Below are 21,063 nucleotides of genomic sequence, written 5' to 3'. Positions count from 1 at the left end.
ATACAAAAAAATCTTGCTCTTAAACATGAACTGTTTTCGAGCAAGATTAAAACTACTAACCTAATCAGAATGTATTATCAGTAGCCCGGATTTTGTTTCAGATTCGGGTTTTTGTCTATTTCGTTCTGCGGGATCGGGAACAATGCCCGCTGCTGGGCCTGTGGACGGTGGTTAAACCATTTTTTAGTTTCATAAATCCCGAAACGGATCAGGTCCTGGCGGCGGTGCGCTTCTGCTGCAAACTCCCAGCCCAGCTCATCCAAAAAGCGGCCGAATTTCACATCATCACCACCCTGGCGTTCTGTAATGGTGCCGTCGGGAGCCTGGTAGCCGTAGTTGTATTTACTGCCTTTCATCAGGTCCGCGCCGGTAACCGTGGCTTTCGCAGGGTTCGCTTTGAATGCGCGTGCCCGCACCTGGCTCACCAATGCAGCCGCTTCGTCCGCTTTTCCAGTACGCAACAATGCTTCCGCTTTGATCATCAGCACATCCGCGTAGCGCAGGAATGGAAAATCGTTGTCGAGACTGCCCGTTGCATTGGGTTTGATCTTGTACTTGCCAATGCGGTATCCGTCGCTTGAAGCCGTTTTGTCCATTCCTGGAACGGATTTGGAATAGGTGATCACCACCGCTCCGGTAGTCGCATTCTTCTGCGGACCCATGATCCAGGTATCGGCGAGACGTGCGTCTTCGGCGTCGTAAGTGTCAATAAATTGAGGTACCGCGCAGTTGCCGCCCCACGGACCGGCATTCATCGGGTACACCGAGCGGCTCAGCGGGTCAAGCGTTTTCATGTGGATCTGGTTGCCGGTTCCATAAATCTCATCGTAAGGGATTGCGAAAATGATCTCTTTTGAATTGAAGTTGGTCCAGGTGAAAACGTCCGAATAGTTTGCATCCAGCACGTATTTTCCACTTTTAATCACCTCGTCAGCCTGCTCAATCGCCTTCGCCCATTCCGCCGTGCCGGTGTATACCTGTGCATTGAGGTATATTTTGGCTAAAAGCGTTTTCGCGCCCCAGCGGTTCATCTGACCGTACGTGGTAGTCGCATTGTCGCTCAGGTTCGGCATTACTTCCGTTAATTCTTTTACAACAAAATCATAAACCTCCTTGCGCGTGCTCTGTTTCGGCAGGTTAATGTCTTTGAAATCAGTCACGATCGGTACATTACCGTGGTTGTCGAGCAGCAGATAGTATGCAAATGCGCGCACAGCCCGCAGCTCAGCCTGAATTTGTTCTTTACCCGTTGTCAATGGAATTTCGCCGTCTTCAATCTGCGACAAAACCCTGTTGGCAGTGGTAATGCTGCGGAATGAGCTCTGCCACGCGTTTTCAGGCTGCCATTGCAGCGAAGTCCACGTGTGCTGGTGCATCCGGCGGTAGGTACCTCCATCGTCCCAGCCATTTGGACGTACCGGCGTAATGATCGCGTCAGCTGCTTCTTCCTGCAAGTCAAAGTAACCCTGCCAGCCCAGCATCAGGCCGCGTAAAGACGAGTAAACAGGCGCCACAATCGCAGGCAGGTCTTTTTCAGTAGGCTGGTAAGTGCTTGCCAAAACTTCCGAATACACTTCCTCATTCAAATCGGTACACGAAAGCGTAGCCGCACCGAGCATGGAAGCTAAAATGATATATCTGGTGGATTTATTTTTCATTGTTTTCAAGATTTTTGGGATCAGAAGTTTACGCTAAGTCCAGCTGTGAAAGTGCGCGTCGTAGGATACTTGTCGCGCTGGTCGCTGCCAGGGAAGAAGCCCGTCATCGACACACCTTCCGGGTCGATTCCCGAGTATTTGGTTATGGTAGCCAGGTTAAGTCCGGATACGAATACGCGGGCGTTTTTCATTCCTTTGACCAGGTTCACTGGTAAAGTATAGCCCAGTGTCACGTTGTCAATTTTCCAGTAATCACCTTTTTCAATGTAATTTGAAACATAAACAAGGTCACTGTTCAGCACTTTTCCGTCGATCGGATCGTAGGCAGTTTTGAGCATATTGTAAGCTTTGTTTCTTGGGTTATTATAAAACATGCTCTGGAAGTTCAGGATGTCATAGCCGAATGCGCCACGCATATTCACAGCCAGGTCAAAGCTCTTGAAACGTACCGAGTTGTTCCAGCCCACAATGTGTTTTGGAATTCCATTTCCGTAATACTGACGGTCTTCGGGAGTTGCATTTGCGATCGGGATAATCTCCCCGTCCTTGTTCTCGATCAGCCACGCGCCTTTATCGTCCACACCTACCGATTTCCACACAAAGAACCTTCCGATCGGCTCGCCTACTTTCACCCGGTGCGTACTCACCTGGATTGGCTCGCCCGTATAACCCGCGTCGAAAAAGTCGTTTGCAGCTTCAAACTGGTCGTTTGAAAGACTTACCAGCTTGCTCCTGTTCGTTGAATAAGTGAAGCCCGTGTTCCATTGCAGGTTTGCAGTTTGCACCGGTACCAGGTTCAGCAGGATCTCCATTCCATCGTTTTTCATTGTACCTGCATTGATCAGCATCGAGCTGGTCAGATAAGGCGGAACAGGCACTGGGAAGTTATAAAGCAGATCTTTCACCTTGCGGCTGTAAAAATCCACCGAACCATTGATCCTGTTTTTCATAAAACCAAAATCAATACCCGCGTTCACCTCTTCTTTCTTCTCCCAGCGCAGGTCCGGGTTGAAGTTACGCGCAGGGACAAATCCCGGTACCCATTTTCCGCCGATGTAAGCACCTTGGTTCCGGTCAAAATTATAGCTGATCTGCGACAGGTAAGGCGCACTTGCGATCGTTCCCGTCACCCCGATACCAGCACGCAGCTTAATTTCATTCACACCCGAAAGTCCGGCCATGAAACGCTCCTTACTGATCCGCCAGCCCACAGAGGCCGCCGGGAATGTACCCCATTGATTATTGATTCCGAAGCGGGAAGATCCCTCGCGGCGCACACTCGCCATAAACAGGTATTTTTCATCCAGACTGTAAGTCAAGCGGCCGAAGAAACCTGCTAGCTGCCATTTGTTTTTGGTACTTCCCATTCCAGCCTGACCTTTCTGCAATGCGCCACCTGCGCCGAGGTTGTTCCAGTCGTAAGCGTCCGTTGGGAAATCCCAGTTGCTCGCATTGAAAGCTTCGTAGGTCGCATCCTGCCAGCTATAACCTCCCAGCAATGTAAAACGGTGTTTGCCGAACGATTTGGCATAGTTACCGGTCAACTCGAGCAGGTTTTCGTTGTTCGCGTAAGTGCTGCGGTATGCTGTTCCATTCTGGTTGCTCAATCGCGTTGCGGTGTGGTTGAATGTCGTCGAGCCGCCTTCCAGGTTGCTGTTTTGTACATTGGAAACCAATAATTTGAAATTCAGATCTGCAACAGGCGCATAGTCCAGACTGCCGCTCATTCGCATTTCTTTGAATTTGGCACCGTAGTTTGATTCGTTAATAAGGGAAACGGGGTTTTCATAAAAGTAACCGTCACGCTCCTGCCACCCGCCTGCTTCCGTTCTCACACGGTCGGTTGGATTACGGATAATCGCCTGCCGGTAAATGTATCCGTACGCCGCTTCATTGTCGGCCGGACTCACCGCGCCGCTCGTGTTGGTAATGCGATTGATGATCTGAATATTGGTTTTCAGTTTATTGTCAAACATCGCGTGGTTGAGGTCTGCGCGGCCGGTAAACCGGTTTTGTCCCGATCTCAAAAAGATACCTTCCCAGTTCCGGTAGTTGACAGAACCTGTAAAGTTGGTGGTACTGTTTCCGCCGAAGAATGTCAGGTTATGGTTGTGGCTGACGGGTTTTTGCATGATCTCGTCAAGCCAGTCGGTATTGCCGCCGTAATCGGTATAAGCAATGCCTTCGCTGATTTTCTGACGGTAATCGTCGCCCGTCAGCAGCTCAGGCCGGCGCGCGATCGTCTGGATATTCACATAATTGGAATACTCCACGGTAGCACGTGAATTTGCCCGATTTTTGCGTGTTGTAATCAGGATCACGCCGCCGGTAGCGCGCGTTCCATAAATCGCAGCCGCCGATCCGTCTTTCAAAACGTCCACAGACTCAATATCCTCAGGCGCAACCGTATTCAGTCCGCCCGGAATACCGTCGATCAAAACCAATGGATCTGAATTCCCATTGATCGAGTTGATACCTCTTAAATTGATCTGCGTGTTGGAAGAGGGTGAGCCGCTGGGCGTGGTAATGCGTAATCCGGCCACTTTTCCCTGCACCAGCTGCGCCGCGTCGCGCACAGTACCCTGGATAAAATCTTCACGTTTGATACTCGCAACGGAGCTGGTCACATCGCCTTTTTTCTGCGTTCCGTAACCAATCACGACCACTTCCGAAAGCTGCTTCTGATCAGGCGCCATTTCAATGCTCAGCTCGCTCTGGCTGCCTACTACCACTTCCTGGCTTACGTAACCAATGTAGCTGAGGATCAAAGTTGCCTCATCAGGAATGGTAAGTTTGAATTTTCCTTCGGTGTCAGTGGCTGTTCCAATGGTATTGTTTCCTTTCACAATAATAGTCACACCCGGTAAAGGGTTTTTATCCTCGGCGGATACGATCTTGCCCGAAATCTCACGTTCGGCAGCCAGCAGCTGGCCGGATAATAGGCATACCAATGCGAGACTGCAAAGCAGCCGGCGCGGTATTTCCTGGATCAAGTTGGATAATAGTCTAGACATGTTCTTTGAGTTGGATGGTGGTAGAATTTTCAGAGATGGTCTTCTTTTTCATAGGCTCATAGTTTTGGGTTGTTCGCGACTACTTTCATCGTCCCGTTCATGATCCGCCAATGTCCCGGAACGGTGCAGAGGTAGGGGTAATCACCCGGCTTCTCGGGTGCGATGAATACGAGAGTTGCATTGCCTTCCGGGCTCACCAGCTCGGTTGAATGCAAAATCTCAGGCATTTTCGGTACGTAATGCATGGCGATCGCATTGGATTCTCGCGCGAGCAGGTCAGCTGCCGCGCCTACTTTTTCCAGGCTGCCCGGACTTGCTACCAGCAGGTTATGCTGCATAAAATCAGGGTTAGTGAACTGGATTGTCACTTTCTGGCCTGCTTTTACGGTGAAATTCTTTTTGTCAAATTTCATTTCATGCTCAATGGTTTTCAGCCTGATCGTCGTCGGCTCACCAATTCCTTTTCCTATTTCTTTCGGCTTTTGCTCCGTCAACGCAGCGACCTTTTTCTCTCCTTTATCCTTGACAACCTGGTTCAGCTGCAAAGTGCTTTTGATATCCAGCCAGCCTCTCAGCCTGAAATTTTCGCTATATCCTCCTACGCGATTTTCATCCCTCAAATCACGTCCGAGACGGATTTCGTCAGGTGTAAATGGTTTGGTAAAAAGCCCGCCCGCCTTTCCTTTCACCGGCGTCTCGTCTTCGATCGCCAATGTCATTTCTCCGTTTTCTGAAAGCGTTGCAAATGCATTGAAACGTTCGTCGGGCAGTTTTTTAGTGGATGTGATCTGGTAAGGCTTGCCATTTTGTTTTACCAAAAAATGAAGCTTTCCATTTTCCATGAACAGGCTGTACCCATTCTCTTTATTTCCCTGCGAAACCACCACACCCGCCAGTTCTTCCTGTGCTTTGGTAATGATTGCTTTAATCTGCAATTCCTTATTGGCCACATCCGGCGGGAAAATAGGCGGCGCCCAGAAGTTGAGCACATAAGTTTCCTGCACCAGCCCACGCTCGATCCGCGCAGTTAACGTGGAATCTTTGAGCTTTGCGGCCGCATCTTTGAAACCAGCTTCATGTTTGATCACGCCTGAAAAAATCGCCTGAGCGAGGTATTCGTCGGCTGCATTTTGAGAATCCTGACCAGCCAGGTAAAGCATTTTGCCGATCTCCTCGGAGGCTGGTAAGTCGGTTAATGCGTGGATAGTTGCGAGGCGAACTTTTAAGTCCGGATCTTCCAGAGATCGCGTCCATTTCAATGCAGAAAGCGTCTTCTCATTTCTTGGCAAAAGCTTTACTGCATTCTTGCGAACACCAGCCGCAGGGTGGCGAACTGCTCGTACCAATGCGTGATAGGCAGGGGAATCGGGCGTGAATGCATTCAGTCCATCCAAAGTCCACAATGCATGTACGGCGGGACTGTTCAGGCCAATTTCATCCACAGACTGATCATTCACGATCTTCAACAGCTCGGGAATCAATGTAGTATGCTTGCCTTCCACAATCAGCCGCTGGGCAGTTGTGCGCCAGAACATGTTGTCATTTTTCAATGCAGCAACGAGACTGGCAGGATCATTCTTATCCAGTTTTACCGGTAAATAAGGTTTTGCTTTCTTATAAACGACCCTATATATACGTCCATGCTTGTTGTCGCGCAGCGGATTGATGTACGCATTCCCTTTCCCATTCTCAAACCCGCGGGGGGTAGGATTGTGCTGGATGATAAAGCTGTACCAATCAGCCACCCAAACTGCACCGTCGGGCCCTACCTCAGCGTGAACCGGCGAAAACCATTCGTCTGAGCTGGCGAGCAGATTGAATCCATTTTTTTCTTTGTAGCTAGCGCCTTTCGGGTTCAGCTTTGCCTGGTATAATAGTCGGCCGGTCGGTTCGCAGACGAATGCAGTATTGTTCCAATACGATTTCGGAAAATTGCGTGCGGTGTATAAATTGTGGCCGGCCGCAGCTGTGAATCCGCCGTGAAAATCCACCTGGCGTAATGCAGGCGTGAGGTAATTCATATCATAATGCGAATCCAGCTTGTAAACCGTATTGCCGGATCCGTCGGCCACGGAGCGCTTTACGTATTCAAGCGGCATCGCGAAATGCCCGCTGTAATTACCATTTGCGGTGGAGATAAAAACCTCGAAATCCTCTGAAAAGCCAAGTCCCCAGGTATTGTTAGAAGTGCGGCCAATGTATTCCAGATTTTTTCCATTAATGTCAAAACGATAAATACCCTGACTGAAATTAGTCGCTTTTCCATTCACATCGCCTCTGTAACCCGCATACCCTAAAACGCCCCAGATCTTATTATCAAGGCCATACTTCAAGTTTGACGGACCTGCGTGCGTATCGCTTTTGCCCCAGCCGCTGATGATATTTTCGCGGACATCGGCCTTGTCGTCACCATTGGTATCTTTAAAAAAGATGAAGTGCGGCGCCTGTGCAACGATCACGCCTCCATTTGCGAAAGTCAGACTGGTAGGGATATTCAGCCCGTCCGCGAAAACGGTAAACTTGTCTGCCTTTCCGTCGCCGTCGGTATCCTCACAAATTTTGATACGGTCTTTGCCGGTACCTTCTTCATTGCGGATTTCGTTAGGATAATCTTCGGTTTCAATGATCCATAACCTGCCTTTCTCATCCCACGCCATCGCGATAGGCTTAATAATATCGGGCTCAGCAGCAAATAGTTGTAAATCAAAATCAACGGGTACCTGGATCAGTTTTTGGGATTCGGCAGGTGAAAGCGGCAGCTGGAATTTTGGAGCAGGATCACGTTTCTCATAGTTGGGAACATCGGCATCTTTGAACTGTAACGCCGGCAATTTCAGCTGCGCCAGCTTTTCTTTCGCCTGGTCATTTACCGCCCATAAAACACCATTCGCTACCAAATCGTGAAAGCCTTTCTGCTTCCAGGTACGCTCATCGTGACCGTAGGCGGTGTAAAAAACGCGCCCATTTCCCTGCGTGCGCACCCAGGTCCACGGTTCGTGATGCTCGCCTTCAACGCGCTCCTGCAACACCTGAATGTCCGGGTTGATCTTGTGATGAACATAAGTCTCATCCCACGTTTCAAACGGCTTCAGCCCAGTCATCACCGGATGCTCCGGCTTAGTGATCGGCGCAGTGAACGTTCCATACTTATGTGTATTAAACTGCGCACCGACAGCTTTGATATACCAATCCGAATTCTGAAAACAGAAAGAAGCCGCATGCAAAGGGATCAACGCCTTGCCACCTTCTACAAAATCCTTCATAGCAGCTTCCTGCGCATTTGTAATCGTATTATGATTGGCATAAATCATCAAACCATCGTACTGGCTCAACGTTTCAGGATTCAGGTCATTGAGGTCGGAAGTGTAAGTGAGATTAATGCCTTTCTGAAAAAGCGGCAACGAAAGCATCGGAAAGAACTTCTCCGAGAAATGGTGACGGCTGTCGTGACCAAGGAATAGGACTTCGATCCGGCGACCTTCCATTGCCGAGGTTACAGGCATATTACCAGACCCCGACTTCTTGGCACAGCCGTCGAGGATCAGGAAGCAAATGAGAATGAGTAAGAGGTTTTTCATCTGTAGTGATTTTAGTATTAATGAGGGTGTACCGCTCCTTGTCACCCGATTGCCCCTTTCTGTCACCCTGAGCGCACCGGGGCCGCCGGGCAGTCGAAGGGACGTGTAGGAAGCTAACATCAAGCGTACTTTGTAGCGCGGTCGCCTTTTGCTTCGACTGCGCTCAGCATGACAAGGCTGGTGAGCGCAGTTTTGTCACCCTGAGCCACCGGGCCGCCGGGCGGTCGAAGGGCAGGCACAATGCTAACTTCAAGGGCTTACTGCGTCACCGCAACTCTGTTCCGCCCTGGCGGATCCACTTCTAATAGTTTTTTCACAAAAAAGTCCCGCTTCTTTCTTCTTCCATAAGTACCGCCGTCGCTGTGGCCCATTCCCGGGATTGTCAACAATTCGAAATCTTTGTTGGCTTTGATCAATGCATCTGCAACGCGGTAAGTCGATTCTGGGGGTACGTTGGTGTCGGCCTCGCCTACGATCAGGAGCAGGTCTCCCTGCAATTTGGCTGCGTTGGTTACATTGGATTGTTCGTCGTAGTGCTTGCCTACCGGGTAGCCCATCCATTGTTCGTTCCACCATTGCTTGTCCACGCGGTTGTCGTGGCAGCCGCAGGCTGAAACTGCGGCGTCGTAAAATCCGGGGTGGAAGAGTAATGCGCCGAGTGAATTCTGGCCCCCCGCCGAGGTGCCGTAAACGCCCACTTTCGTGGAGTCAATGTAGGGATACTTGACGGCCAGCGCCTTCATCCAGGCAATGCGATCGGGGAAACCGGCGTCGGCCAGGTTTTTCCAGCATACGTCGTGAAATGCCTTTGATCGGTTTGCAGTGCCCATTCCGTCCATTTGAACTACGATGAAACCCAGCTCGGCCATACTCTGCATTTCACCGTAATGTCTGAACGCTTTGGGAACAAACGAATCATGCGGACCGGCATAAATGTTTTCGATGATCGGATATTTTTTCTTGGGATCAAATGTGCTTGGCCTGTATACAATTCCCCAGATATCCGTTTTTCCGTCGCGCCCTTTTGCACTGAAAATCTCGGGTAACTCAAAGCCGAGCGAGAGATATTGCGAAATATCAGCCTGTTCCAGTTTCATTACCAGCGACGCGTCGGAAGTTCTGTGCAGCTCCATGACGGGCGGGCTCGTCATGGTAGAGTAAGTGTCAATGTAATAGCTGCGATCCGGCGAGAAGGTAAGCTGGTGGTGGGCTTTTGCCTGATTTGTAAGCTTCACCAAACCTGTTCCGTCGAACTTAACGCGGTAATAGTGCATGTGATAAGGATCTTCATCCGCGTTCATCCCATTGGCCCTGAACCACACTTCGCGCTTTTGCGTGTCGATGCTGTCAATATCTCGCACCACCCAGTCACCTTTTGTAATCTGGTTTTTGATCTTGCCTGTTTTTTCGTCAACCAGATATAAATGCCGCCAGCCGTCTTTTTCGGAAGACCAGATGATCTCGTGTTCTTTGGGCAGGTAATGCGTATAGATAAGGTTTTGGTAAATGAAGGTATCGGTCTTTTCGTCGATAATATTCCTGGTATCGCCATTCGCCGCATTCACTTCGATCACCCGGAAACGCTGGTGCCCACGGTCTACTTTTTCGTATGTAAAATGCTGCGGATCGCCCTCCCGCCAGCGGATCACCGGTGCATTGAAGAAATCAATCTTTTCCGATTTTACCTTCACCAGCTCCCTGCTTTTCGCATTGATCACGAACATTTCATAACTCGTGAATTCATCGCCCGGCTGCGCGTATCCTCTTGTCCTTACTTCGCCGCGGGTGGTGTTAGGAAGCGAAGAGAGCACGTAGCTTAATTTTCTTTCCTCTTGTTCATCAATGCGATAGCAAACGATGTACTGTCCGTCGGGCGACCAGCTTAACTCACCAAACGGCCTCAGCGGGTTACCTTCGAAAGTAAGCTGCTTTAAATCTTTTCCGCTGGTGGTACCCAGGTAAATGTTGCCATTCCGGATAAATGCTTTTTGTTTTTTGTCAGGAGAAGTACTGTCTGCGCGGAAAGGCCGCCACCGGCTCGATTGTCTTGTCCACCCGATCTCAGTTGGCTTGTCTATACCAGGTTTGTCTACTTTCCTGGCTGTGTTTTGTTTGGTGTCAAATGCATACCATTTGTCTTTTGCCTGTATGAAAATGGTGTTTTTTGTCAGATCAAAGCGAAGGTCCCGTAACATCAGTTTTGGCGCGGCGAAGACTGTATCTGCCGCCTTCGACAAAGCTTTTGCCACTACCTCATTATCGAAAGCCCTGGTCTTTTTCGCTGTAATCGGATTGACATATATGTACTCGGTCAGGCTGTCTTTGAGGATATTTCTGTACCAAAATGATTTCCCATCGGCTTGCCAGCCGGGCTGAATACTTGCTTTCAGTACTGAACCTTTTGTGAGAGAATCCATCAATTCCATGCGCTTATAAGCCTCCGAAATCTCCGCTCTGGAAGGTTGGTAAGCAGGCAGCTGGGCGGCAACGATATTGGAGAGCAGGGAAAGCGCAGCCCAGCACTTTAATGCATTTTTATTAAGCGAAAACAGGTTCATTGTCAAGGTTTAGTGGGGTTTTCTCAATAGTTGGGGCAATGGAAAGCCTGTCTGCTTTTTCGTGCAGAAATTGGCTATTCACAACTTAAAATATTATTATCCCTCTATTAACTATTTGTAAAATTAGCCGTAACCCAAGTCATAAACTTGGTAGAAATTAGCGGCTTTTTGACCAATATTAACTTAAATCAAGCAGGGCTTTGGTTTTAGAAGCAATTTGAAAGATTATATTTGGTGATTTTCCAGGGTTGGAGAATTAAAGAGGGGGAGCCTCATTCAAGTTGCAAAGGCTGGTTTATTGCAACTTGCAATTTCCGATAGTTCTTTTCTTTATTGAAATTCTCGCATTCTTTGGGATAGGATAACTAATCTTTTCAATTCCCAGGTTGGTTATTTCTATGGTGTCACTTGTTAACTGGCCATAAACTAAATTGTCACACTGAGCGCAGTCGAAGTGCATATGCACTTCGACTGCGCTCAGTGTGACAAAAACATCGAAAAAACTGCGACTTAATAAACCTTCGCCAGCAAATGCGGGCGCTCTTTTTCCAGCTTCAACATCAGCTCCCCGAACAACGTATTCACCCAGGCAAACCAGCTTCTCGTGAATTTCGCCGCGTCATCTTTGTCGAAAGATTCGTGCATGAAACCGGTGTGGTTATGCGTTGTTTTCAGGAGTTTCAGCTGCGCTTCGATTTCTTTTTCGTCGGTGGAAGTGATCGCGCGGGCGATGATGCCCATGGGCCAGATCTGGTTCACCAGCGTATGCGGACTGCCTAGCCCTTCGCCGGCTTTTCCTTTGAAGAAATAGGGATTAGAGTCGCTCAGGACAAATTTCCTGGTATTAATGTAAATCGGATCTTTCACGGACATGGCGCCCAGATAGGGCATACTGATCAGTCCGGGAATGCCGGCATCGTCCATTAACAGGTAGTTACCAAATCCATCAACTTCGAATGCATATATTTTTCCAAATTCCGGGTGTGGGTATACTGCAAACTTCCTCAATGCAGTTTCTACTTCGCTTGCCAGTGCCTTGAAATCAGCAGCTAGCCTGGCATTGCCGCCGCCCAGCTTTTCCAGTATCTCAGCGATCTCTCTGAAAGAAACGACAGCAAAGAAATTGGAAGGGACAAGAAACGGATAAATCGTTGCATCGTCCGACGGACGAAATGTATTTGCGATCAGTCCATTTGGCTTGATTGGGTTACCGTAACCATTTCCGGGAACAGTGTCGGTAGACCATGCAGTTGTCCGGCCGAATTTATAAGGTCCCGGTCCGTCTTTGCGCTGCTGCTCTTTGCAGGTTTTCAGGATTAAACCTGCCGCTTTTACCCAATCCGCATCAAATGGCGTGGTATCACCTGTGATTTTCCAATAGTTGTAAGCCAGGCGAATCGTGTAGCAAAGCGAATCCAGCTCCCACTTGCGCTCGTGCAGCATCGGCTTCATTTCAGTATGGTCTTTCGTCCACTCGCTTTCCTTCGGCCGGTCGTAAAATGCATTCGCATAAGGATCGATGATAATGCATTTGGTCTGACGGTTGATCAGCCCGGCTACCATATCTTTCAACTTTTGGTCTTCCTTCAACAGCGGCAAATACGGCCAAACCTGCGCTGTACTGTCACGGAGCCACATGGCGTCGATATCCCCCGTGATCACAAAAGTATCCGGCTTGCCTTTTTCCATTTTGAAATGTACTGTGGTATCAATCGTATTCGGAAAGCAGTTTTCGAACATCCACGCCAGCTCGGGGTCTTTGATCACTTTTTTCATGCGTGTGATCGTCGCTTCCACCGCCGGACTGGTAAAACTGCGCTTCTCAACAGGTATTCTGACCACCGGGAAGTCAGCAGCATTCTTCGCGAATGACCATTTCGGGAGTGAAGCGCCTGCCACAGCCAATGCGCCGGCTTTGATAAATGTTCTCCGTTGCAACATTATATAGGTATAGGTTGGAGTTTTTAAAATATTTTAAAGAAGCAATTTAGGTAAAAAACTGTGGGCGTGAGTGGATGTGAGTTGTTGTTTTTGGCAACTGGGTCAGTTATGGTCATTCTTTGTCATTGGTTGTTGGTCAAGAACCATGTGATGGTATCGGTGGCCCATGAAACCTTTTTCACCTATAACTCTAAAACCCAGGTTTTCATACAATCGCTTCGCGGCCGGGTTGACCTGATCTACGATGAGACCAACCCGCTGGTGACCTAGTAAAGCGGCTTTTTCACAAAAGGCTTTGATCAGTTTTTTACCAATTCCCTTTCCCTGATGGTCGGGATGCACGTTTACGCAATCCATATAGAACTCGCCTGCTTCGGTTTCGTCGGAGGGATTGAAATCGGGCTGGGCTTCTCGCAAAAGATCCAGGACAGGTTTTCGAAGCTGGTGCAATTGAGCTCCGTCGTAGCCCGTGATTGATCCGATGACGCCATTCTCATCTTCAAAAACGAGTGTATTATCATAACCATATTGATTATGTCCGGCTTCAAAAAAGCGCTCGAAGAACGGGATAGCGTCTGCATAGTTATCTGATCCCGCAAAAATCCCGGCTATGTGGTCCATTGCAAGTATCAGTAACGGAGCTACTGCCCGGGCATCCTGCGGAGTGGCTGGTCTTATCATTCGTAGTTAAAAAAGGGGGATTAACTTTTGATTGTGTGTCGGTTTTTTGCTTAAAATTTATTTTTTAACCAAATGGTGGTCAAAATAGAGTCAGTACTAATCAAAAGACGTAAAGTTTTTAGCATTATTTTGGTTTAAAATTGTATTGTCAATCACCTTCATTTTTCATTTAATATCACACACTTATCTGTCTCATTCCCAGGTAAGCTTGCTATTACGTCGACTCTCTTTGAAGTATCGATAAAACACTGAACAATTAACCAATTTTTGAACCAGTATGTCTCAGAAAATTAACGTTGCAATCGTCGGACTAGGTTTTGGAGCCGAATTTATCCCCATTTATCAGAAACACCCGAATGCAAATATGTACGCGATCTGCCAGCGTACCGAATCTAAGTTGAATGAAATTGGCGACCAGTACGGAATCGATGTTCGTTACACAAGCTATGATGAGCTGCTGGCTGATCCGAATGTCGACGCAGTGCACATTAACTCTCCGATCCCCAACCACGCAGAGCAGACTTTAAAAGCATTGCGAGCGGGAAAACACGTGGCTTGCACCGTTCCGATGGCTACCAGCGTAGAAGATTGCATCGAGATCGTAAAGGCGACGAAAGAATCGGGCAAGAAATACATGATGATGGAAACCGTGGTTTATGCACGTGAATTCCTGTTTGTGAAAGAGCTTTATGAAAAGGGCGAGCTTGGAAAAGTACAGTTTCTGAAAGCCAGTCACCAGCAGGATATGGAAGGCTGGCCTGACTACTGGCCTGGCTTGCCTCCCATGCATTATGCGACGCACTGCGTAGGACCTGTGGCAGGTTTGCTGAAACTGGAAGCGGAATATGTTTCCTGCTTCGGATCGGGTACGATCAGCGAAGATCTGGCGAAAATCCACAACTCTCCTTTCGCAGTGGAATCGGCGCATATTAAATTTAAGGACAGCGATTTATCAGCTTATGTATATCGTTCGTTGTTTGACGTGGCGCGTCAGTACCGCGAGAGTTTTGAGGTTTACGGAAGCAAAAAATCATTCGAATGGCCGCTGATCGAAGGCGAAGATCCTGTGATCCATACTGCGAAAAAGCCCGAGCACGAGATCGCTGAAAGGGTGAAAACGCCTGATTACGCACATTACCTGCCTGAGGAAATCCGCTCGTTTACCGGTCACGGCGTGTACAACCTCGACGATAATGCACATTTATCCTTTGTACAGGGCGGCGGCCACGGTGGTTCGCACCCGCATTTGGCGCACGAGTTTATCAGCGCATTGATCGAAGACCGTGAACCGTTCCCGAATGCATGGCAGTCGGCGAACTGGACCAGCGTAGGGATTTTGGCCCACGAATCAGCATTACAAGGCGGCGCGTTGATCCAGTTGCCTGATTTTAAGGAGCTGGCGTAATCGCACGTCCCTTCGACTGCGCTCAGGGTGACAAGCGCTTTTTTCGTCACCCTGAGCGCAGTCGAAGGGCAACCACAGTCAAAAAGCTACTTGACAAAAAAAAGGTGCAGCGCACCAAAACATTGGTAAAAGGTGCAGAGCACCACAACATCGGTATGAAAACTAAAGCGTTATCCTTTATCCTTGGTATAGTCCTGCTGGGCTGTGCCTCTCAGCCTTCCTCTCAGAACGCGTCGGTTAAAAGCGCGTCTTCGAAAGGAGAGGCTTCCAAGGCGCGACGGCTGGAAATTCTGTTTCTGGGCGACAACGGGCACCATAAGCCTGCCGAGCGCGTGCCGCAAATCATGGCGGCATTGGGACCGAAAGGTTTCAATTTTACTTACACCGACGACCTGAACGATCTGAATCCGGAGACGCTCAACAAGTATGACGCGCTCATGCTGTATGCGAACCACGATTCGATTGCGCCGCAGCAGGCGAAAGCATTGCTTGACTATGTCGCGAGCGGAAAAGGTTTTATCCCTATTCACTGCGCGTCGTATTGTTTCCGCAATAATCCGGAAGTTGTAAAACTGATCGGCGGACAGTTCTGGCGTCACACTTTTGACACCATTCAGCCCGTTTGGACGCAGCCTGACCACCCGGCGATTGCAGGCGTGAAACCCTTTAAAACGATCGATGAGACTTACCTGCACAATCAATTGCAGCCAGACAACATCGTTTTGACGGAGCGTACAATTCAGCAAGACCAGGCAAAAGACAAACCAGGTGTTCAGAAAGAGCCTTATACCTGGGTGAGAACGCACGGAAAAGGCCGCATTTTCTACACGGCATACGGACACGACGAGCGTACCTGGGCAGTTCCTGGATTTCAGGATCTGATCGAAAAAGGTATCCTGTGGGCTGTTAACGATGATGCAAGAAATGCATTGACTGCATTGGCACCAAAGCCATTTGAATACCGCGAAGCACAATTGCCGAACTATGAGCAACGCCCTGGTCCGCAGTTGCAGCAGCTACCGCTTTCGCCGGAAGAATCTGTAAAGCACATTCAAATTCCAGTTGATTTCACATTGGATGTTTTCGCGCACGAACCCGACGTGATGCACCCGATCGCGATGACCTGGGATGAGCGCGGCAGGTTGTTTGTTTTGATCACCAAAGATTATCCTAATGAAAGAAAAGATACGGGCGGAAGTGACTATATCCTCATCTGCGAAGACACAAACAAAGATGGTAAGGCTGACAAATTCACGAAGTTTTCAGACGATTTAAGTATCCCTACCGGACTTGTATTTGCAAATGGCGGTCTGATCGTTTCGCAGGCGCCGCATATGCTGTTTTTACAGGATACTAACGGCGACGATAAAGCGGACGTGAAGAAAATCCTTTTCTCAGGTTTTGGAACAGGAGATACCCACGCGGGACCTTCGAATTTGCATTACGGTTTTGATAACTGGGTTTATGGATCAGTAGGTTATTCAGGATTTAAAGGTAAAGTGGGACAAAGCGATTCACTGAACTTCGGACAAGCGCTTTTCCGCTTTAAGCCCGATGGTTCTGATATGGAAATTGTGACCAAAACCTCAAATAATACGTGGGGATTAGGTTTCAATGAGAGCGGCGACCTGTTCGGTTCCACTGCCAACAACTCTCACGGCTGGTACTCAGCAATCCCGAACCGTTATTTTGGAGAGAGCAAAGTAGATAATGGCGGACGGAGCACGGATACGCATAAAGATATGCAGCCGATCACCCCGAAAGTGCGTCAGGTGGACGTTTTTGGAGGATTTACAGCAGCAGCGGGACATAATTTTTACACTGCCCGCGCCTATCCCAAGAAGTATTGGAACAAAGTTGCATTCGTTTCTGAACCGACGGGGCACATTCTGCACCAGAATTTCATGGACAAAAAAGGTACCGATTTCGAGGACAAGCTAGGTTTTAACCTGCTGGCTGGTGCGGATGAATGGGTAGCACCTGTATTTGCAGAAGTTGGTCCGGATGGAGCAGTTTGGGTAGCTGACTGGTATAGCTACATTATCCAGCACAATCCAACTCCGAAAGGATCTGAAAACGGTAAAGGAAATGCATACGAAACGCCTCTGCGTGATTATACGCACGGTCGTTTGTATAGAATCGCCTGGAAAAATGCACCGAAATATACGCCCATCACATTGAGCAAAGACCGTCCTGACGAGCTCGTTGCTACATTGAAAAACACGAATATGTTATGGCGCCGGCATGCGCAGCGCCTGTTGGTGGAGCGTGGTAACAAGGATGTTGTTTCGAAACTGGTTGCATTGGTAAAAGACAAATCAGTAGATGAAATCGGATTGAATGTAGCTGCTATTCACGCTTTGTGGACTTTGCATGGTTTGAATGCGATTGAAGATCCGCAGGTTTTGGCAGCAGTAAATGAAGCATTGAAACACCCTGCTGCGGATGTTCGCAAAACGGCTGTTCAAGTTCTGCCTTCGACGCCAGCTACTGCGCAAACGCTACTCGCAGCCGACGCTTTGCATGATAAGGATGCATTGGTTGCTATGAATTCGCTGCTTCGCTTTGCGGATATTCCTTTGACACCCGAAGTGGAAACTGCGGTATTGACATTGCTTGACACTTACGCGCAAGCCGACGATCGCTGGATGCCCGATGCATTTGCGGCAGTATTAAACTCGCACGACGGTGCATTGCGTAAAAAGTACCTGGCACAGCGTGCAGGAAAAGCAGGCTCTGCGACTGCAACTGCTCAAAAAGCAGAAGCTGCCAAGCCAATGGACCACTCAACAATGAACCACGATAACCACGGCGCAAGCAAAGTAACTACACAAGGTTCGGCTGAACTGGCGATTACGAATATCACGATTGAGCCAACAACACCTTACGTTCGGGAATATGCCAGAGTGGTGATTGAAATTACAAACCAGGGCAGCGTAGCAGTTCCGAAAGAATTGGTGCCAGTAGTGAATGTGGGTGTAAGAAGCCGCTCGCTGAACAGTAATTATGTGAGCCGCCAGCTTAATAATGGTATCGCTCCGGGCGAAACTGTGAAACTCACCGAAGGAAATAACGGTCCGTGGCGCTCAGGTTTTGGCTTTACTTCTGACGAAGCGGGTAAGGTGACGATCACTGCTACTGTGGACGTGGACAATGTAGTTCCTGAAAAAGACGAGAACAAGAACAATACCATGAGCAAAACCTTCGAGGTACGCAGATTGGATCGTTTGTCTGACTTCGCATTGGAACGCGCAGCGCGTGGCTATGTTTCTTATGCAAGCGGAAATGAGGTTCTGGATCTGCTCAAAACAGCGCAGACACTCGATCAGCAGGGCCGCAATGCAGTTTTCAAAGGGGTGTTAGGTTCATGGAACCCGAAACGCAAAGAGACTGCAAATGACGAAGGCAAGAAATTGCTGGCAGCTCTGAAAACCGGAGTTACCGACGACCTGAGCAGCAAATTGACCCCGTTCCTGGAATCTTACGGAATCAAGGAAGAGACTACTACTGATCCGAATGTGCAGGTTGTACAGATCAAGGCGATCCGCGAGGAGATGAAATTTACATTGACCGAATTCACTGCCATGGCTGGTAAAACGGTTGAGCTGGTCTTTGAAAATCCTGATGCCATGCAGCATAACGTCGTGATCGGAAAGCCAAAATCATTGGAAATCATCGGAACCGCTGCTGATAAAATGATCACGGCGAAAGATGGTGCTGAGAAGAACTATGTTCCGAACATCCCGCAGGTACTAGCTGCTACACCGCTCGTGAACCCAGGACAGACTTTCCGCCTGAAGTTCCAGGTGCCAAACGAAACTGGTGACTATCCGTTCGTTTGTACGTTTCCTGGTCACTGGAGACTGATGAAGGGAGTCATGAAAGTGGTTAAAGAGCAGGCCGTGTTAAGTAAATAATCCAATCAATGAAGCACATCGCTTTTCTGATACTAATCCTGGGCGCTAAAATATCGTGCGCCCAGGATTCTTTGTTTAAGAACATCCCCGCGCACGATCCTGTGATGATCCGGCAGGATGGAACTTACTATGCTTTCACCACCGGACGTGGAATAACGGTCTGGTCGTCAAAGGATATGGAGCATTGGAAGAAAGAGAAGCCCGTCTTCGAATCCCCACCCGAATGGGCCGTAAAAGCGGTACCGGGATTTAAAGGACATATTTGGGCACCTGACATTTCGTTTCACAATGGCCTGTATTATCTCTATTATTCCATTTCTACTTTTGGCAAAAACCGCTCCTGCATTGGATTAGCCACGAATAAAACCCTGGATCCAAAAAGCCCGGATTATCACTGGACCGATCACCAGCAAGTTGTGGAGTCCGTGAGCGGAAGAGATGAATGGAATGCAATCGATCCAAATCTAATACTGGACGAAAGTAAGCAGCCCTGGCTGTCGTTCGGGTCATTCTGGAATGGCATTAAGCTTGTCAAACTTACTCCGGATGCCAAAGCGATTGCAACTGATCCACAGGAATGGTATACCCTGGCGAGTGTTCCAAAAACCGCTTCCAAATCGGAAGCCGGTAATGGAGCCATTGAAGCCCCTTTTATTTTCAGGAAAGGAGATTTCTATTACCTGTTTGCCTCTTACGATTATTGCTGCCGCGGAGAAAAAAGCACTTACAAAATGCGTGTGGGCCGCTCAGAAAAGCTGACGGGACCTTACATAGATAAGGCCGGAACACCCATGAGAGACGGCGGCGGAACATTGCTGCTGGAGGGCGACCAAGACTGGCACGGCGTAGGCCATAATGCAGTTTACAATTTCGACGGCACCGACTACCTGATATTTCACGGTTACGATGCCAAAGATAAAGGCCGCTCGAAGCTGCGGATTGAGAAGTTGCGTTGGGAAGATGGCTGGCCGTTGCTTTAAACGTATTTAAACTTCAATGAAAGTCGTCCAGTTCACCATACCGGTTCCAAAGGAAAGTACCATTGTGGTGCAGGAAAGCATTTTACCGCATTACTACAACCACCTGCACCGGCACCGCGAAGTACAGATCGAGTGGGTAGTGGAAGGTTCGGGGATTTTGATTGCGGGAAATTATATGCAGCGGTTTGAGGCGGGCGAAGTGTACATCATTGGTGCCAATCAATCGCATATTTTCAAGAGCGACGAGTCGTATTTCAATGCAGCCGAGCCGAAGCAGGTGCATTCCGTTTCCATTTTTTTTGACCCGATCCACCTTTCACAAAACATATTAAGCCTGCCCGAAATGACAGGAATCCGCAAGTTTGTAAGCGGCTTGCACAATGGATTTCAGATCCCGATCTCGGACAATGCGCATATTAAAGACACGATCAAAGAAGTAATGCAGCAAAAGGAAAGTCAGCGGGTGGCTGCATTCATTTCGCTGCTTCACCACTTTTCTACAACAAAGGAATTAAAGCCGCTGGCCACAAGTAACAGTGAGCATCGTATTTCAGAAGTGGAAGGGATCCGGATGGACCGGATATTCCAGTACCTCGTTGGCCACTACAAAAGTCACATTTCCCTGGCCGAGATTTCAGAAGTTGCCAACCTTACCCCACAGGCTTTTTGCAGGTATTTCAAGAAACATACCGACAAAACTTTCGTCAGCTTCCTCAACGAAGTCCGCATCAACGAAGCCTGCAAAATCATAGTTTCTGGCAAATTCGACGGATTTTCTGACGTCAGCTATCAAACCGGCTTCGACAATGTGACGAATTTCAACAGGGTTTTTAAGAAAACAATCGGTCTGTCCCCGAGGGAGTATCAGAGGGGTTTTTTGGAGAGGGTTGGTTAAACTGCAACCGGCTTCATTCCTATTTCGATACCGTACTGCATAACTTCAAATGCTACTGGATTTGACACGTTAAAATCTTCCCGAAGAAACGGATGTGGTTCAATGCGAAGATCTATCGAACGTCGCAGTTTCATCATTGAGATCTGAGCATCAAGTATGTCATCGGAACGGTCCAAAATCAATGCGATATCAATGTCACTGTCCTCGTGATTTCTGCCTTTTGCAAATGAGCCAAAAAGAAAAGCCCTACTCACCGGGAAAAATTCTCCAACAAGCCTGACATATTCTTGTGCAATCATGAGTGCTGCTTCTTTATCCATTCACGCAACTTTTTGATTTTGTTGAAATACTCCCGTTTCACTGGACAGCCAGCGGTTACAATTAAGTTTAATTAGGATGCTCTGGCGTTGGTTTCAAAAAATAGATCATTTGGAAT

Annotated in this window: 11 protein-coding genes; 4 read left to right on the top strand and 7 right to left on the bottom strand. The window is 48.5% G+C overall.

Annotated features, from left to right (window positions below):
- Nucleotides 1–77: 77 nt before the first annotated feature.
- The 6 genes from Q369_RS0126795 to Q369_RS0126765 all read right to left on the bottom strand — a co-directional run bounded on the left by Q369_RS0126795 (nt 78) and on the right by Q369_RS0126765 (nt 13,430).
- Entirely contained in the window at nt 78–1,658 is a 1,581-nt protein-coding gene (locus Q369_RS0126795; protein ID WP_031530787.1) for a RagB/SusD family nutrient uptake outer membrane protein, read from the bottom strand.
- Between the two features lie 20 nt (nt 1,659–1,678).
- Complete coding sequence (locus tag Q369_RS0126790; protein ID WP_031530786.1) at nt 1,679–4,672, bottom strand: SusC/RagA family TonB-linked outer membrane protein; 2,994 nt, start codon at nt 4,670–4,672, stop codon at nt 1,679–1,681.
- Nucleotides 4,673–4,728: 56 nt separating this feature from the next.
- Complete coding sequence (locus Q369_RS0126785; RefSeq protein WP_031530785.1) at nt 4,729–8,250, bottom strand: PVC-type heme-binding CxxCH protein; 3,522 nt, start codon at nt 8,248–8,250, stop codon at nt 4,729–4,731.
- A 257-nt stretch (nt 8,251–8,507) separates the two neighbouring features.
- Complete coding sequence (locus Q369_RS0126775) at nt 8,508–10,808, bottom strand: S9 family peptidase (RefSeq protein WP_051664309.1); 2,301 nt, start codon at nt 10,806–10,808, stop codon at nt 8,508–8,510.
- 510 nt (nt 10,809–11,318) lie between these two features.
- Nucleotides 11,319–12,749: a glycoside hydrolase family 125 protein gene (locus Q369_RS0126770; protein WP_031530783.1), complete on the bottom strand. Its 1,431-nt coding sequence runs from the start codon at nt 12,747–12,749 to the stop codon at nt 11,319–11,321.
- A 102-nt stretch (nt 12,750–12,851) separates the two neighbouring features.
- Nucleotides 12,852–13,430, bottom strand: coding sequence for a GNAT family N-acetyltransferase (locus tag Q369_RS0126765; RefSeq protein ID WP_031530782.1), 579 nt, complete (start codon nt 13,428–13,430; stop codon nt 12,852–12,854).
- A gap of 277 nt (nt 13,431–13,707) precedes the next feature.
- Here Q369_RS0126765 and Q369_RS0126760 point away from each other — a divergent pair, with 277 nt between their 5' ends.
- From Q369_RS0126760 to Q369_RS0126745, 4 genes are all read left to right on the top strand, one after another.
- On the top strand, nt 13,708–14,835 hold the full coding sequence (locus tag Q369_RS0126760; RefSeq protein ID WP_031530781.1) for a Gfo/Idh/MocA family protein: 1,128 nt from the start codon (nt 13,708–13,710) through the stop codon (nt 14,833–14,835).
- Between the two features lie 155 nt (nt 14,836–14,990).
- Complete coding sequence (locus tag Q369_RS0126755) at nt 14,991–18,752, top strand: PVC-type heme-binding CxxCH protein (protein ID WP_031530780.1); 3,762 nt, start codon at nt 14,991–14,993, stop codon at nt 18,750–18,752.
- Between the two features lie 8 nt (nt 18,753–18,760).
- Complete coding sequence (locus tag Q369_RS0126750; RefSeq protein WP_031530779.1) at nt 18,761–19,732, top strand: arabinan endo-1,5-alpha-L-arabinosidase; 972 nt, start codon at nt 18,761–18,763, stop codon at nt 19,730–19,732.
- Between the two features lie 16 nt (nt 19,733–19,748).
- Complete coding sequence (locus Q369_RS0126745) at nt 19,749–20,627, top strand: helix-turn-helix domain-containing protein (RefSeq protein WP_031530778.1); 879 nt, start codon at nt 19,749–19,751, stop codon at nt 20,625–20,627.
- Here the strand turns inward: Q369_RS0126745 and Q369_RS0126740 are convergent.
- Complete coding sequence (locus tag Q369_RS0126740; protein ID WP_031530777.1) at nt 20,624–20,947, bottom strand: nucleotidyltransferase domain-containing protein; 324 nt, start codon at nt 20,945–20,947, stop codon at nt 20,624–20,626. The two genes, Q369_RS0126745 and Q369_RS0126740, sit on opposite strands and share 4 nt — an antisense overlap.
- Between the last annotated feature and the right edge of the window lie 116 nt (nt 20,948–21,063).

This window comes from Dyadobacter crusticola DSM 16708, assembly GCF_000701505.1.
Taxonomy (GTDB): domain Bacteria; phylum Bacteroidota; class Bacteroidia; order Cytophagales; family Spirosomataceae; genus Dyadobacter; species Dyadobacter crusticola.
This window is presented reverse-complemented; position numbering and strand designations above follow the sequence as displayed.